15 protein-coding genes are annotated in these 14,682 nt (G+C 59.6%); 12 read left to right on the top strand and 3 right to left on the bottom strand.

Going from position 1 to position 14,682, the window contains the following annotated elements; all coding sequences use genetic code 11:
• The first annotated feature begins 144 nt into the window (after nucleotides 1-144).
• The 4 genes from KUA11_RS02260 to KUA11_RS02245 all read left to right on the top strand — a co-directional run bounded on the left by KUA11_RS02260 (nucleotide 145) and on the right by KUA11_RS02245 (nucleotide 4,302).
• Nucleotides 145-888: a (Fe-S)-binding protein gene (locus KUA11_RS02260; protein ID WP_166317382.1), complete on the top strand. Its 744-nt coding sequence runs from the start codon at nucleotides 145-147 to the stop codon at nucleotides 886-888.
• 95 nt (nucleotides 889-983) lie between these two features.
• On the top strand, nucleotides 984-2,426 hold the full coding sequence (locus tag KUA11_RS02255) for a lactate utilization protein B (RefSeq protein WP_254454607.1): 1,443 nt from the start codon (nucleotides 984-986) through the stop codon (nucleotides 2,424-2,426).
• Nucleotides 2,423-3,043: a LutC/YkgG family protein gene (locus tag KUA11_RS02250; RefSeq protein ID WP_217408740.1), complete on the top strand. Its 621-nt coding sequence runs from the start codon at nucleotides 2,423-2,425 to the stop codon at nucleotides 3,041-3,043. Before KUA11_RS02255 ends, KUA11_RS02250 begins: the two co-directional genes overlap by 4 nt.
• A 263-nt stretch (nucleotides 3,044-3,306) precedes the next feature.
• Complete coding sequence (locus KUA11_RS02245; RefSeq protein ID WP_217408741.1) at nucleotides 3,307-4,302, top strand: 2OG-Fe(II) oxygenase; 996 nt, start codon at nucleotides 3,307-3,309, stop codon at nucleotides 4,300-4,302.
• Nucleotides 4,303-4,375: 73 nt separating this feature from the next.
• Here KUA11_RS02245 and KUA11_RS02240 read toward each other — a convergent pair whose 3' ends face one another.
• Both KUA11_RS02240 and KUA11_RS02235 read right to left on the bottom strand, forming a co-directional pair.
• Nucleotides 4,376-4,936: a DUF4232 domain-containing protein gene (locus tag KUA11_RS02240; RefSeq protein ID WP_217408742.1), complete on the bottom strand. Its 561-nt coding sequence runs from the start codon at nucleotides 4,934-4,936 to the stop codon at nucleotides 4,376-4,378.
• An 18-nt stretch (nucleotides 4,937-4,954) separates the two neighbouring features.
• On the bottom strand, nucleotides 4,955-5,431 hold the full coding sequence (locus KUA11_RS02235; RefSeq protein WP_254454584.1) for a hypothetical protein: 477 nt from the start codon (nucleotides 5,429-5,431) through the stop codon (nucleotides 4,955-4,957).
• Between the two features lie 64 nt (nucleotides 5,432-5,495).
• On the opposite strand from KUA11_RS02235, the gene KUA11_RS02230 reads away from it, so the two are divergent.
• From KUA11_RS02230 to KUA11_RS02195, 8 genes are all read left to right on the top strand, one after another.
• On the top strand, nucleotides 5,496-6,602 hold the full coding sequence (locus KUA11_RS02230; RefSeq protein ID WP_217408743.1) for an AI-2E family transporter: 1,107 nt from the start codon (nucleotides 5,496-5,498) through the stop codon (nucleotides 6,600-6,602).
• Nucleotides 6,603-6,723: 121 nt separating this feature from the next.
• Entirely contained in the window at nucleotides 6,724-7,068 is a 345-nt protein-coding gene (locus KUA11_RS02225; RefSeq protein ID WP_217408744.1) for a hypothetical protein, read from the top strand.
• Between the two features lie 65 nt (nucleotides 7,069-7,133).
• Nucleotides 7,134-7,685, top strand: a complete 552-nt coding sequence (gene def, locus KUA11_RS02220) for a peptide deformylase (protein ID WP_166317362.1) — start codon at nucleotides 7,134-7,136, stop codon at nucleotides 7,683-7,685.
• Nucleotides 7,686-7,736: 51 nt separating this feature from the next.
• On the top strand, nucleotides 7,737-8,654 hold the full coding sequence (fmt, locus tag KUA11_RS02215) for a methionyl-tRNA formyltransferase (protein ID WP_217408745.1): 918 nt from the start codon (nucleotides 7,737-7,739) through the stop codon (nucleotides 8,652-8,654).
• The gene (truA, locus tag KUA11_RS02210) at nucleotides 8,651-9,469 is read left to right on the top strand and encodes a tRNA pseudouridine(38-40) synthase TruA (protein WP_217408746.1); all 819 of its coding nucleotides are present in this window, start codon (nucleotides 8,651-8,653) and stop codon (nucleotides 9,467-9,469) included. Before fmt ends, truA begins: the two co-directional genes overlap by 4 nt.
• 147 nt (nucleotides 9,470-9,616) lie before the next feature.
• Nucleotides 9,617-12,211: an MMPL family transporter gene (locus KUA11_RS02205; protein ID WP_217408747.1), complete on the top strand. Its 2,595-nt coding sequence runs from the start codon at nucleotides 9,617-9,619 to the stop codon at nucleotides 12,209-12,211.
• A 385-nt stretch (nucleotides 12,212-12,596) separates the two neighbouring features.
• Complete coding sequence (locus KUA11_RS02200; protein WP_217408748.1) at nucleotides 12,597-12,734, top strand: hypothetical protein; 138 nt, start codon at nucleotides 12,597-12,599, stop codon at nucleotides 12,732-12,734.
• Nucleotides 12,735-12,833: 99 nt separating this feature from the next.
• Nucleotides 12,834-13,235 (top strand): hypothetical protein, encoded by a 402-nt coding sequence (locus tag KUA11_RS02195; protein WP_217408749.1) that lies wholly within the window; start codon nucleotides 12,834-12,836, stop codon nucleotides 13,233-13,235.
• A gap of 18 nt (nucleotides 13,236-13,253) precedes the next feature.
• Here the strand turns inward: KUA11_RS02195 and KUA11_RS02190 are convergent, their stop codons facing one another.
• Complete coding sequence (locus KUA11_RS02190; RefSeq protein WP_217408750.1) at nucleotides 13,254-14,681, bottom strand: DNA methyltransferase; 1,428 nt, start codon at nucleotides 14,679-14,681, stop codon at nucleotides 13,254-13,256.
• Nucleotide 14,682 lies beyond the last annotated feature (1 nt).

Below are 14,682 nucleotides of genomic sequence, written 5' to 3'. Positions count from 1 at the left end.
GATTCGTTCTATGATCAGGGACATGGCGGCCGATGCCAGCCGCGCCCATACTCGACAAGATATCGAGACGCGGGCAATTCCGGCGTCAGACGACGGCGATGGGTCCCTCCGAGGTCGACTCGCGCCCACAATGAGGAAATGTTCATGCGCGTAGGGTTGTTTGTTCCGTGTTACGTCGATGCGTTCCACCCCGAGGTCGGACAGGCGACGCTTGAGTTGCTGGAACGTTTCGGCTGCGACGTGGACTACCCGTTCGATCAGACCTGCTGCGGTCAGCCCATGACCAACACGGGCTGCCACAAGGAGTCGAAAGCGACGGAAGAGCTTTTCGTCCGCAACTTCAAGGATTTTGACTACATCGTCGGACCATCGGGAAGCTGCGTGAATCATGTCCGCAACAACTTCGATGCCGTGGAGCAGACGGACGAAGTCAAGCATGTGCGCGAACACACCTACGAACTGGTGGAGTTCCTGCATGACGTGCTGAAAGTGGACGCCTTTCCGTGGGCCGAGTTCCCGCACAAGGTCACACTGCACAACAACTGCAACGCCCTGCGCGGCCTCAATATCGCCAGCATGACCGAACTGCGTGAGAAGAAATTCTCCAAGCCGCGCGACCTGCTGTCCAAGGTAAAAGGACTGGAACTGGTGGACATTACGCGCCCAGATGAATGTTGCGGCTTCGGCGGCACATTCTCGGTGTTCGAGGAAGCCACCTCCGCCCGCATGGGGCAGGACAAGGCCCGCGATCAGGCCAAGTCGGGCGCGGAATACGTCACGTCTTCCGACAGTTCATGCATGATGCATCAGGAAGGCTGCGCACGGCGTCTCGGACTTCCGACAAAATACATCCACATTGCACAGATCCTGAATGGGGCACGGGCATGAGCATCGAGAATCAGGCGCCGCCCACGACGCCCGCCGGTCGCACCAGCGACGGCGCTCCGGCCAATCTCACCCACGGCGCGGGCGCATCCGTTACCATGCCACCGCGCGGTCCCGAGCCGCAGCCGCGTGGCGCGATCATTCGTGGCAATCACCCGATCGACCAGCAGGAAGCCGCCCGCCGCTTCATGGCAGCGCCCCAGCATCTGGCCATGCATGACCAGCGCTTGTGGGATCTGCGCCAGAAGCGCGACAAGCAGAAAGACACGATCGAGGAATGGGAAGACCTGCGTCAGCTCGCGTCCGATATAAAGACGCACACGCTCACGCATCTCGACACCTATCTCGAGCAGTTCGAGCGCAATGCAAAAGCCAATGGCGTGATCGTCCATTGGGCCAAGGATGCTGATGAGCATAACCGCATTGCCGTCGATATTCTGAAGTCCAAGAACGCCAAGCGCCTTATCAAGAGCAAATCCATGCTTACGGAGGAATGTGGCTTCCGTGAATATGCGGGCGATCAGGGTATCGAGGTCGTGGAAACCGACCTTGGTGAGCGCATCCAGCAGTTGGATGACGAAGCACCAAGCCACGTCGTCGTGCCAGCCGTTCACAAGCTGCGCACGGACGTCGCGGAAGTCTTCGCCCGCACTCTTGGCTCCGACCCCAACGATTCCGATGTCAGCTACCTGACGGAGCAGCAGCGTGAGCACACGCGCCCGCTCATCCTGACGGCGGATGCGGGCATGACCGGCTGCAACTTCGCCGTGGCTGAGACCGGCTCGGTTGTAGTCTGCACCAATGAGGGCAACGCGGATCTGTCGGCCAACACGACGGGACTGCACATCGTCTCGATGGGTATCGAGAAGATCATCCCCAATCTGAACTCGCTGGCCGTGTTCGTGCGGATGCTTTCGCGCAGTGCGCTCGGCTCACCCATTACACAGTACACCTCGCATTTCCGTGGTCCTCGTCGCGGGGCGGAAATGCACATCATCATCGTGGATAACGGACGCACTGACCGTCTGGGGCTAGAAAAGTTCTGGACCTCGCTCAAATGCATTCGTTGCGGCGCATGTATGAACACCTGCCCGGTGTTCCGCCGCTCGGGCGGTCTGAGCTACGGCGCGACCTATGCCGGGCCGATCGGACTGATTATCGATCCGACCTTCAATCGTCACAAATATTCGACACTTCCGTTCTCCTCCACGATGAATGGAAGCTGCACGAATGTTTGTCCGGTGAAGATCAACATCCATGAGCAGATTGCGGACTGGCGTCAGGTTCTGGCCGAAAATCACGAGATCCCGGCCTTCAAGAAATCCATGATGAAGGCGGCCGGTGCGCTGCTGGCGTCCCCGCGCCTCTATCGGGCGAGCCTGCCCATGGCCGACAGCGCGCTGCGTCATATTCCGCGCTTCATGCTCTACAACCGCATGAACACGTGGACGCGCGGACGCGAGATGCCGTCGGTGCCAAAAGAAACCTTCCACCAATGGTTCAAGCGAACCCGTGGCAAGGACGGAAAGAAGAAGTCATGAGCAGCACAGACAGCCGCGCGGCCATCTTCGCCGCCATCCGCGCCAACCGGCCCAATATTCAGCCGCCCCTGCCGGACGTACCGCTTTTTGACGCCAAGGCTCCCGCCGATCTGGCGGCAGCCTTCTCCGACATGCTGGGCAAGATGGGCGGCTCCGTGCTGGATCCGCAGGGGCAGGATCCGATCAACGCTCTGCGCGCCGCCGTTGCCAATAAGGGCATCATCGCTACAGCGGTGCCGGAACTACACGGCGATCCTTCGCTCCAGATCCGGCAGGTTTTGCCCGACATGGATCCACATTCTCTGGCGGATGTGGAGATTGGCGTTGTCCGCGCGGCGTTCGGCGTGGCGGAAACCGGCTCCGTCTGCCTGACGGACACGGAACTTCAGGTGAATACGCTGGGCTATCTGCCACAGCACCTGATCGTTCTGCTCGATCCCGCCCGCATCGTGCCGAATCTCCATCACGCGTATCGTCAACCGGAGTTCCGCGAACACAACTACGCTGTGTTCCAGACCGGCCCGTCTGCCACGGCGGATATTGAAGGTGTGCTGATTCACGGCGCACAGGGCGTGCGTTCATTGCGTGTGCTATTCTGCGCACCACAAGCAGGCTGAACGCCCTTTACCTTGCGCAAAAAAGGAGGCTTCGGCCTCCTTTTTTATGGCTCCACGCTCTTTGCAAACACGAAGTTTATGGCACAGACCTGATGCGGGATGGGATAAGAGAAAACGACATCAATACCCATCGCCACCAATAAACCCGGACCGTATCGCGGACCAGAACCCCGCGCGACACCGAGGCCTTCACGCTCCATAAACCCCCACATGGCATCCACTCAGCACGATGGATTATTGCCAACTGTGGAGAAATGCGACTGATGACAGGACGCCATGCACCATTCTGTTATGGGATGGCTCAGGACAACAGTTTTTATTCCTTCGATGCCCAAGCGGGACGCAATGCGGTCGTCCTCCTTGCAGGCCACCTCTCGGCCAGCACGATCACTCCGTTCTGCGAAGCATTCTCCGATGCCTCTTCCCTGTTTGCTCGGCATGACACCGACATCGTGCTGCTCGTTGGGAGCACAAGTCCGCATGTTCCGGAATTTCTTGCTCTAAGCTTCCTTGGTGTCACGACTGTTTTCTGTATGGAAGAGTTCTTCGCGCATTATGGTTTCTCCAATGATATGCCCGAATCTTTCGTGATGGACCGTGCAGGGAGAATCATCACCGCACTCGATATGACGTCCCCAGCAACATGCGTCACCCATGCTGAGAATGTATTGGCCGCGCTTATCAGTGAAGAGCGACGTGAAGTCGGACTCCCTGCCCCTCTTCTTCTGGTCCCGCATGTATTCGATACGGCTTTCTGCCGTGATCTGATCGATATTTTCGAACGCTCACCGCACACACAAGGCGGAATGGCCAGTACCGGAATGGATGGCAAACCGGTACATCGTATCGATGAGAACAAGAAGAAACGCACCGATTTCCTCGTGCCACCCGATAGCGATCTGGCGGGGCAAATCCTTGAACGTCTCGATGCCTCCTGTGTGCCGGAAATCAAAAAGGCCTTTCAGTTCGAGGCACAGCATGTCGATCGTCTCGTGTTGGCGCGTTATGACGCTCCCGGCGGCCATTTCCTCCGCCATCGTGACAATCTGGCGCCAGCGGTCATGTTCAGGAAGTTTGCCCTCTCATTGAATCTCAATACATCTGAATACGATGGAGGATCCCTGACATTCCCTGAATATAACGATCATTATTATAAACCACAGACCGGAGCAGCCATTATATTCTCGGCATCCCTTCTGCATGAAGCAACGCCGGTTACACGGGGGAGCCGTTACTGCCTTCTGACGTTCTTCCATTGAGTCATTCCATGGACAACGACAAGACGACAGTCATCGTGGCCACAAAAGACTCAAGATGTTTGTCCCATCGTATTTATGGGCTCAACTCCAGACCACCTTCCTCAAACGAAACCATTTCCTGAGCCGGCCCGCAGAGCGTATGCCCATCAAACCCCACACGCAGGCGGCTCTGCCCCCAGCCCACAACCGCCCGCGACGGTGAGACGCATCGACCGCGCCCGTAAACATCACCGGAAACCCAGTAAAGCGAAGCTCGCCATGTGGAATGCGGAGCCATCACGACAGTCTGGGAAAGATCGACGCGGGCCTTACGCTCTCCCTTGGCAAGCAAGCGCCCTTGCGCGTCCTCAAGACGGATGACGGGATAACGGAGCAAGGAACACGGTGCGTCTCCATGATTGGTAAAAACAAGCCATGTTCCACTGTGTGACATGCCGTCGAATTCCCCTTGTCCCCCATTGAGGTGCAGGGAAAGATCGGCCGGGCGGCAAGTCTTGTCCTGTGTTGCGGCCCAGACCGGCCGAACAAAAGCCACAGCCAGAAGTAAGCCTGTCAGGAGCTTTCCTCCCCGCATGTTGGCTGTCTCCTTGCTGTGCCTGTGCAGGAAACGGTTGAGCCGGCAGAGCAGTTGCATCGTGAGAAGCTTCCTGGCTCATGGCACGATCCAGCGATGCGTGAGACCGATGGCGTGCATGATGTCGCTGCTTTTCGTATGCGGCGCTGCGTCACATCCTTCGAAAAATTCATCGATGATCGGGTAATGGTCGTACTGGATATGAAACGGAGGAATATCTCCCGCCGCCATTAGCCCATTCCACCAGCGTTGGTTGGCAAGTGCCGCTTCAAAAGTGCTCGGAGGATAATCCTTAAGGGCACGAGCGACGTTTTCACATGGTCCATCGAAAGGAACATGCAGCCTTTCCAGATTAACCGCAGACTGAGCCTGACCAGGAGAGGGCGCCAGCCAGACCAGCGTGACCGTCAGCGCCATAAGACCCAATATTTTCGTTCGTCTCATCTTCTCCAAACAGATTGCACAATCCGGTAAATCCTTCGCGAAGATGAGAGCGCTGCCAACCCACCGTCCCACTTGGAAAAAAAACGGACCCGTCCTACGACGAAAGACCATCGGATGCGTTCTTTCTTCATGGAACGATGTTCCACCTCTTTTGCCCTTTCGTCCGGACCCCCGCATGTCGTCAGAACGCGTTCCCCGTGTAATCCTCCCTGCAACAGCGGAGACCACCGACTCCTCCATCGGCAGTATTGCCCGCCTTCTTCGCCTTACGCTTCTCGTTGCCATCACCATGCTGTCGATCTGGCTGATCGGCGATGTCATCATGGTCGTGTTTGCCGCCGCCCTGTTCGCCGTCATCCTGCATGGCATGGCACGGGCGGTTCACCGTCGCACCGGCATTTCCAACGGCATCGCGCTGGTCATCGTCTGCGTGCTTCTGGTCGCCATCGTGGTGGGCATCAGTTGGACGAGTGGATCGGACATCGTAGCGCAGGCCGCCCGCCTGAAGGATGCGCTGACGACACAGGTCATAGCCCTGCGCAACCAGCTCGAAGCATGGCCACAGGGGAAAATCCTGCTGGACTACCTGCCCGCTTCCCTCGGTGGAAATGGCGGCGGTTCGAGCAACAGCGGCGGGCTGATGTCACTGGGTTCACGCATTGCGGGGTCCATGACCGGATTCCTTGGTTCGGCCTTCGGCGTGCTGGGCACCATGGCCGTGGTACTGATCGCGGGGCTGTATTTTGCGGCTTCCCCGGCGCTTTACGCCAACGGCATGCTTCGCCTCGTCCCGCACAAATGGCGGGGCAAAGGGCGTGAAGTGATGCTGGTGGCCGCCGATACGCTCTGGGCATGGGTCGTGGGACAGGCTTTGGATATGGCCGTGGTCGGCATCCTCTCGGGCGTGGGCCTGTGGATCATCGGTGTGCCGCTCGCGCTTTCGCTCGGCTTCCTTGCCGCGCTCTGCAATTTCATTCCCTATATCGGCGCCATTCTCGGAGCCATTCCCGCATGTCTTCTGGCACTCTCACTAGGATTGCGCGAAACCGCGATGGTGGCGGCCCTCTACACAGTGGTGCAGTTCTTCGAGGGCAACGTCATGGCTCCCCTCATCCAGCGCAAGGCCGTGTCCATGCCGCCGGGTGTGACCGTCCTCTCCCAGACGTTCTTCGGCGGCATCTTCGGTGCGCCGGGGCTGATCCTTGCATCTCCGCTCACAGCCATGCTGCTTGCCGTGGGAGACCGCCTGACCCCGAAACTGGATGATGATGAACGTATCTAAATCGCGCACCCGCAAGCGGTGGGCCTGCCTGCTCGCTGCTCTGTCCGTTCTTTCCGGCTGTTCTTTTTACAATAAGGCCGAGAAGCGAATGTGTGCGCGCAGAACGCCAGATCCATATCTTTTGCGCCAGTCGGACATGGCCGATTTCATGGCGCAATGTGGCCTGACAAACTACGCTGACGCCAGTGGAAAGGTGCATCTGCACTATCTGCCGCCCCGAGGAGACGGCACAATTCCCGTCGAAGCCAATGCGGCCTTCGCCGTGAGCGAACCGGGCGGCGCGCATGGCCGCGTGTGGTATCTCTGCATGCCAGTGCCCAAACTTGTGTCAGCCTCCTCCCCAACCGGCACACCCACCATCACCACGACAGAAGCGGTCTGCCGCTATGCCGGATCGGGCATGAACCGCACGAGTCTTGTGCAGGATGCCGACGATGCGCGGACCCATGATCCGCGCAACTGGTGAAATGTGTCATCACCGAGCCCTCGCAACACTGGCAAAACCCGATCGTGAACGCTAAATGCTCCCCTATGAACGACCTCGACTATTCCCGCGCCTCGGCTGAGGCCGCCCCCACTCCGATCGTGATCGCTCCGCAGCCGGTGCTTCGCCAGACGGCACGGCTCGTAAAGCCCGAGGACATGAAGGCGCTTCAGGCCACCCTGCCCGGCATGTTCGCGGCCATGTATCAGGCGCCCGGCATCGGTCTGGCCGCGCCGCAGGTGGGCATCAGCCAGCGCTATGTTCTGGTCGATCTGGGTGAGGAAGAGGAGCGCCAGCCCATGGTGCTCATCAACCCCGAAATCCTCACGGAAAGCGAAGTGCTGACCCCGCGTGAGGAAGGTTGCCTGTCGCTGCCCAACCAGTATGCGGAAGTGGTGCGCCCCGAAGCCGTGCGCGTGCGCTACACCAGTGTAACGGGTGAAACCTGTGAACGGGAGGTCGATGGGCTACTCGCCACCTGCATCCAGCACGAGATCGACCATCTGGACGGCATTCTGTTCGTGGATCATCTCTCCACATTGCGGCGCAATATGATCATGCGCCGTCTTGCGAAAGAGCAGAAACTGAAACGGCATTAAGCCCGGTCTTTTCTGCCTGTCCGTATTCTGATCTGCCGGAGAGCCGGACCTATGCGCCTAGCCTTCATGGGGACGCCCGATTTCGCCGTGCCGGCCCTCTTCGCCCTGCACGAAGCGGGCCACGAGATTGTGGCTGTCTATACGCAACCGCCTCGTCCCGCCGGACGCGGCAAGGCCGTGCGCCCTTCCGCCGTCCAGCAGGCGGCCGAATCTCTGGGAATCGAGGTCCGCTGTCCCATCAAACTGCGCAACAACGCGCAAGAACAGGCGGCCTTCCGCGCACTCGATCTCGATGCGGCCGTAGTCGCGGCTTATGGGCTGATCCTGCCCGCCCCCATGCTGGAAGCCCCGCGCATGGGATGCCTGAACATTCACGCCAGCCTTCTTCCCCGCTGGCGTGGCGCGTCTCCTATCCAGAGCGCCATTCTGGCCGGTGATACGGAAAGCGGCGTAACCATCATGCAGATGGATGTGGGGCTGGACACCGGTGCGATGCTGGCATCCGTCAACATTCCCATCACGCCCGTCACCACGGCCAGCACCCTTCATGACGAACTTGCAGCTTTGGGTGCAAAAATGATCGTGGACGTGCTGGAACAGCGGCCGCCTGCGGTGCCGCAACCGGAAACCGGGGTCACCTATGCCGAACGCCTGACGAAAGAGGATGGCCACATCGACTGGAGCCAGCCAGCGAACCACATAGACCGGCAGGTCCGCGCGCTCACACCGTGGCCCGGCACCTTCACGACACTGGATGGCGTGACACTCAAGATTGGCGGCGTCGAGATCGTGGCCAGTGAACTCTCCGGCACGCCCGGACAGGTGCTGGACGATGCTTTGACCATTGCCTGTGGAAGCGGCTCAGCGCTGCGGATCACCCGACTCCAGCGTCCCGGACGCGGCATGATGGACACGAACGCTTTCCTGCGCGGTCAGCCCATTGCGCCGGGCACTCGTCTGGGATCATGAGCGAGGCTTATCCGTGGCATGCCGACAGCCACGCGGCCGAGGACCGGCAGCGTTGGGCGGTAAAGATCGAATATGACGGGCGCGGCCTGGTCGGCTGGCAACGCCAGAAAAACGGTCTCTCGGTTCAGGAACTGCTCGAAGACGCGGCCCAACGCCTTGCAGGTGGGCGGAAAGTGCCCAGTATCACGGCGGGACGCACGGATGCCCGCGTGCATGCTACCGGACAGGTCGCTCATCTCGATTTTCCGGCGGACATGCCGCTGAACGGGCGTTCTGTCCGCGACGGTCTAGGCTATCACCTCAAACCGCATCCCGTGGTGGTGCTTTCGGCCGCGCCCGTCGCCCCCACATGGAGCGCGCGTTTCTCCGCCGTGCGTCGCCGTTACCGCTATCGCATTCTGAATCGCGCCAGCCGCCCAGGTCTGGAGGCCGATCGGGTCTGGCATGTCCGGTATCCGCTGGATATCGCAGCCATGAACGAAGCGGCCCGCCTGCTGCTGGGACAGCACGATTTTTCAACCTTCCGCGCGGCCGCATGTCAGGCAAACAGCCCCATTCGCACACTGGACCGGCTGGAACTGGTGCGCGAGGGAGAACTGATCCATGTCGAGGTGGAAGCCCGCTCCTTCCTGCACCATCAGGTGCGCAACCTCGTGGGAACGCTTCAACTCGTGGGATGCGGCCGATGGACACCCGAACAGGTGCAAGCGGCCCTTGAAGCGCGAGACCGGCGCGCGGGAGGTCCCACGGCACCCGCCGAAGGGCTGTATCTTGTGGGAGTGGATTATGACCCCGATCCCTTCGAACGCCTCTGATCTGGAGGATCTCAACCCGTTCGCGCTCTTGCGCCAAAAGGCGGCTTGCGCCAAACCGAGCCTTTCCTTCCGAGCGACGGGAAATGCCCGCACTGACGGACCCGTCGCTCCTGATGCCGCCAACGGCAGGGGTCTGAAGATTCTCTCATGATTTCCACGATCATCGGTCGGTTCATCGTCCTGTGCGCCAAGCGCGCGTGGCTGGTTGTTGCCATTTTCATGACTCTGGCCGCCGCCGCCGTATGGGTAAGTTCGACGCATCTTGGCGTGACCACGGACACAGACAAGATGCTGTCCGACAAGCTGGCCTGGAAGCAGCGCTCCGACATGATGGGGCGGCTTTTTCCGCAGAAGGACAACCTTCTCGTGGCCGTGATCGAGGCGGACCTGCCTGAGGAAGGCCGCGCGACCGCCCGTGCTCTGGCGGCCAAGCTCTCAGCCGATCACGAACATTTCAACTACGTCCGCCTCCCCGATGATGACCCTTATCTCAACCGCAATGGATTGATGTTCCTCGATCCGAAGCTGCTGGCCAAGGTGCTCGATGACACGGTGGCCGCCCAGCCTTTCCTCGGCGCACTGGCGGCGGACCCATCCGCGCGCGGACTGTTCGATTCACTGGGATTGATTGCTCAGGGGATCCAGCACGGTCAGGCCAATCTGAGCGGTTTTCAGACAGCCCTGAACGGTTTTGCCGATAATCTGGAAGCAGCGGCCAACGGGCACCCGACACCTCTTTCATGGCAGCGGCTTCTGGCCGGCAGCCTGACGGACCTCGCCGGGCGCTACCAGTATGTCATGACGCAGCCCAAGCTGGATTACGGCTCTTTCCAGCCGGGTGGCGCGGCCACGAGCGCGATGCAGGCCGCGTCAAAAGATCTGGAATTCGTGAAATCCGGCAACGCGCACGTCTACCTGACGGGTGAAGTCAAGATCGCTGACGAAGAGTTCGCCACCGTTGCCGATGGCATGGTGACGGGCCTTCTGGGCTCTCTGGTTCTTGTGACGGTCTGGCTGACGCTGGCCGTCCACACGTGGCGCGTTATTATTCCCATCGTGATCACGCTCGTCACCGGCCTGCTGTTCACCACGGGCTTCGCCGCCATTGCGGTGGGTACGCTCAACCTCATCTCGGTTGCGTTTGCCATTCTGTTCGTTGGCATTGCCGTGGATTTCGCCATCCAGTTCTCGGTCCGCTTTCTCGGCCAGCATCCCACGCAAATCGGTGAGGCCGGACTGGAAGAGGCTCTCTTCCAGACGGGAGAAGAGACGGGCCATCAGATTCTGGTCGCGGCTCTCGCCACAGCCGCGGGCTTTCTGGCCTTCACGCCAACGGCCTTCCTCGGCGTGGCCGAACTGGGTGAAATCGCGGGCATTGGCATGATGGTGGCGTTCGTCTGCACCATTGCCCTGCTCCCTGCCCTGCTTCGGATTTTCCGCCCTGCGGTCGATCACCCTCGCACGGGCTATCTGTTCATGAAGCCAGTGGATCAGACCATTCGCCGTTGGCGCAAGCCGCTGCTCGGCCTGTTCGCACTGATCGCCATCGCAGGCATGGCTCTCATTCCCAGTCTGAAATTCGATGGAGATCCGCTGCACACCAAGGATCCCAAATCCGAAGGCATGCGGACGCTGCATCTGCTGATGGCTAATCCGGTCTCCTCGCCTTACAGCGCGGAATATCTGGCCCCCAATCTCGATGCGGCGAAAGTCATGGCGGACAAGGCCGCCAAGCTTCCGGGCGTGCATGACGCAATGTGGCTTGGCTCCTACGTGCCGACCGATCAGGACACCAAGCTCGCCCTGATTCAGGACGCCGCCCAGATCCTGCTGCCCACTCTCATCGTCCCGTCCGTAAAGCCCGCGCCTGACGCCGCTGCCATCAAGGCCTCGGCTTCGGCCACGGCGACGGCTCTGGGCAGTGTGCTCACAGGCCTGGATGCGAAAGATCCTCTGCGCCGTATTCAGGCGGCCCTGAGCCGTCTGGCCACCGCATCCGATGATGTGGTTCTGAATACGAATACGGCACTGGTCCGCTTCCTGCCGATGCAGCTCGACACCCTCAAGACAGTTCTTTCGGCCACACCTGTCTCCATCAAGGAAGTGCCCGACATCATCCGGCGCGACTATCTGCTTCCCGATGGGCGGGCGCTCGTGGAGATCCATCCCTCCGGACTGATGTCGAACAATGATGCGCTGCATCGGTTCGTAAAGACGGTCCAGCCGCTATCGCCCGATATGGCGGGTTCTGCGGTGGACATCGTGGAGAGCGGCCGGACCATCGTGCATGCTTTCACTACGGCGGCACTGTCAGCCATCGTGATGATCGCCATCATTCTCCTTGTGGCCCTGCGCAAGGTGCTGGACATGGGGCTGGTCCTCGCGCCGTTGCTGATGTCAGCGCTGATGACCGTGATCCTGATCGTGTGCGTGCCCGAGACATTGAACTTCGCCAACATCATTGCCCTGCCGCTGCTTCTGGGTGTGGGCGTCTCGTTCAACATCTATTTCGTGATGAACTGGCGGGCCGGTGTGAAATTCCCACTCGCTTCCCCCACCGCGCGGGCGGTTCTGTTCTCGGCCCTGACAACCGGCACGGCTTTTGGTTCGCTGGCTCTGTCGCACCACCCCGGAACCGCCAGCATGGGACGGCTGCTGCTGCTCTCGCTGGGCTGTACGCTGGTGGCTACACTGGTGTTCGTGCCCGCACTTTTGCCGAAACGTCCCATCGACGAGGCGTAGTTTCCCCCTTTTGGGCGAGCGATAGAAAACGCGGAAGCCAGATGGCTCCCGCGTTTTTCGTGTGTAGTTACGTTTCCGTGATACTCAACGTAACAGAAAGCGCTATGGAGTAACGAAACGTATCGTTTCGGAGACCTTCATGACGCCTCGAGCTTCCTTGGGCCTTTCTCTGACCTTGAAGGGAGTTCTGTTTATCGGCTTGTGTCTTGCTGCCACACCATTGGCCGAGGCGGCGACACAGACCTCGCTCTCCTCATTCGAACAGCAAGACAAGACGATCCCTGCCGTTGTGTAGGTCTATCGGGAGATCGGTCTCTCTGTCACCTGCTCATGGAGCCACTATAAGGCAAAACCTCTCGATAGTACGATGTGGAAAGACAAGGAAATGGGCTGGACTCCGCGCTTCCAGATGGATGCCTCGACCATGTTCCATATCCAGAACATCCGTCATCTCCTCGTCGCCCTGCACTTTTCCTTTGGCGATGGAAACGTCGAGGACCATGCCCATTTCTACGGTCCATAGTTTCCCGGTGGAGCCGCATCTTACACCACACAGTCAAAAAGACTAACCACCGATACACGGATCGAATTCGGCAAAGGCTTTCTTTTGACCGATCGATTCATGGTCACGCCCGCTATTCAGGGTGGCTATCACACATGGACCCGCGAAAAATTTGAGGCCTATCATCAGTTCATGGTCGGCGTGAAACTGCATTTGGATTACGCCGTGACAGATGATCTTGTGCTGAGAGGTCGTCTGGGGTGGGCGGAACTGCTTGGTTCGGAAATGCAAGCGCCCTACGCCACCTTTCATCAGGCTGATCGTCCTTTATGGGAAGGTGGTCTCGATCTGGATTACCGCCTGACACGCCAGATCCATTTGATCGGAGGCGCTCTCTATACCCACTCCTCTTTGGGCCGCAGTCGATTTAGTCCAAGAGATGGCGGTCGGAATTCGATGTACATAGCGAGCAGTTGGACAAACGGCCTCACGCTGCATCTTGGAGCGGTCTACGCGTTCTGATCCATGGGCAGGCCGTCTTCATTCCGGCGGCTGACCGTCTCGCCACCCGGGCATGACTTGAAGGCAGGCCACCTTGTTTGCCCGAAGCGGACCACGCGAAAGAATGAGAACCTGATCGCCTTTCATGCTCCCGGCCCGACTGTCCTGCGCAAGAGAACCTGCAGAATAACGCATGGGACAGATACCGACGAAGTTCAGTGAGGTGTGCGCGCATATCCTATGGAGAAACTCCCACTCCGCTTTTTTGAGCGAATTGAAAAACAACACCATAGCGCCGCCCGGTTTCAGGCGGCCTGCCGCCGTCTCCAGAACGGCACTCATATCCGTCACATAGGCCGCCGTGGTCTTGCCGCGTGTTCTGGCATTGGACACCACGATTTCTCGCTCCATCTCGGCTTCCAGCCCGAGCGTTGCGTTCCACAATTCCGAAAGCTCGAAATAGGGGATGCGATCCCCATGCGGTGGATCGGTGATCAAAAGATCGATACTGCTGTGCGGCAGAGCTTTCATCAGATCAAGCGCATCGGTCTGCCGGATGAGAGGCGCTTCCACGACCGGTTCCACCTTGTGCGGAAGCACCCGCAGCAACCGCGCGGCGCGGGAAGCAAAACAGTTCCAGACATTGATCTCGAAATGCCGCCGTGGCCGCCAGTAGCCCACAGTCCAGCTTCCCACCTCCAGCCGATCAGGGGTTTTGCCAGTCGTGCCCTTCCGCCCACTGATGGCGAACACCATACGCGACATCTGACCGATGGCGGCCGTCAGTGTCAGTTCGAACGCTTCGCGCAGCGGCGGAGCTATGTCAGCGACGGCTTCACGCAGCAGACGGATATTGTGAAGAGCACGTCCCGTGAACAGATCGGACCATTGCAGAGAAGAATGGGCGTTGATGCGGGCATTATCGAACATACGGAGCGTGCGCGCACCGGGATCGGTCACACCCTCATAGCGAACTGCCAGCAGAACATCCTCCGCCACGAGCACACGCTCAACCCGACGGACCGTGCTAGCGGGGCGCATCCATATGCGGGAAAGCATCCCGTCTTCCCACAACAGATGACTCACCGCGCCTTTCGGTGTCACGCCATAAGACGCCTCGATGACCGGGCGCAGACGCGCCTCCATCTGCGCCAGTTCCGCACGATAAGCCTCCCGCGCACAGGGGCTTACAAGAAACGATGAGAGTTTTACGGAAAACGGATTGAGATCACCGCCAACGAACCGTCGCCCCAGGGAGGTCGCCTCCCGCGCGGTCACACCCGAGCCGAGGAAGGGATCGCACACCACATCTCCCGGTTCGCTCAACAGTTCAATCAGGAAACGCACCGGTTCGGCGGGCTTTTTCCCCCAGTAACGATGGAAGCTGTAAAGGCCGCCATGCGGCTTCGGAGAAGTCAGTGCCGCGATACCCTGACGGACCATTTCGTCCTGTGCGGAGGTGTTCATG

It is taken from the genome of Acetobacter estunensis, assembly GCF_019083805.1.
Classification (GTDB): domain Bacteria; phylum Pseudomonadota; class Alphaproteobacteria; order Acetobacterales; family Acetobacteraceae; genus Acetobacter; species Acetobacter estunensis_A.
The sequence above is the reverse complement of the archived record's forward strand: the minus strand, read 5'-3'. Positions and strand labels throughout refer to the sequence as shown.

What these genes read in the sequence shown, in the direction of transcription:
- KUA11_RS02190 (WP_217408750.1), bottom strand. Translation starts at nt 14,681, where the DNA reads ATGAACACCTCCGCACAGGACGAAATGGTCCGTCAGGGTATCGCGGCA.
- KUA11_RS02205 (WP_217408747.1), top strand. Translation starts at nt 9,617, where the DNA reads ATGATTTCCACGATCATCGGTCGGTTCATCGTCCTGTGCGCCAAGCGC.
- KUA11_RS02245 (WP_217408741.1), top strand. Translation starts at nt 3,307, where the DNA reads ATGACAGGACGCCATGCACCATTCTGTTATGGGATGGCTCAGGACAAC.
- KUA11_RS02235 (WP_254454584.1), bottom strand. Translation starts at nt 5,431, where the DNA reads ATGGTCTTTCGTCGTAGGACGGGTCCGTTTTTTTTCCAAGTGGGACGG.
- KUA11_RS02230 (WP_217408743.1), top strand. Translation starts at nt 5,496, where the DNA reads ATGTCGTCAGAACGCGTTCCCCGTGTAATCCTCCCTGCAACAGCGGAG.
- KUA11_RS02195 (WP_217408749.1), top strand. Translation starts at nt 12,834, where the DNA reads ATGGTCACGCCCGCTATTCAGGGTGGCTATCACACATGGACCCGCGAA.
- KUA11_RS02200 (WP_217408748.1), top strand. Translation starts at nt 12,597, where the DNA reads ATGGGCTGGACTCCGCGCTTCCAGATGGATGCCTCGACCATGTTCCAT.
- fmt (WP_217408745.1), top strand. Translation starts at nt 7,737, where the DNA reads ATGCGCCTAGCCTTCATGGGGACGCCCGATTTCGCCGTGCCGGCCCTC.
- KUA11_RS02260 (WP_166317382.1), top strand. Translation starts at nt 145, where the DNA reads ATGCGCGTAGGGTTGTTTGTTCCGTGTTACGTCGATGCGTTCCACCCC.
- def (WP_166317362.1), top strand. Translation starts at nt 7,134, where the DNA reads ATGAACGACCTCGACTATTCCCGCGCCTCGGCTGAGGCCGCCCCCACT.
- KUA11_RS02250 (WP_217408740.1), top strand. Translation starts at nt 2,423, where the DNA reads ATGAGCAGCACAGACAGCCGCGCGGCCATCTTCGCCGCCATCCGCGCC.
- KUA11_RS02240 (WP_217408742.1), bottom strand. Translation starts at nt 4,936, where the DNA reads ATGCAACTGCTCTGCCGGCTCAACCGTTTCCTGCACAGGCACAGCAAG.
- truA (WP_217408746.1), top strand. Translation starts at nt 8,651, where the DNA reads ATGAGCGAGGCTTATCCGTGGCATGCCGACAGCCACGCGGCCGAGGAC.
- KUA11_RS02255 (WP_254454607.1), top strand. Translation starts at nt 984, where the DNA reads ATGCCACCGCGCGGTCCCGAGCCGCAGCCGCGTGGCGCGATCATTCGT.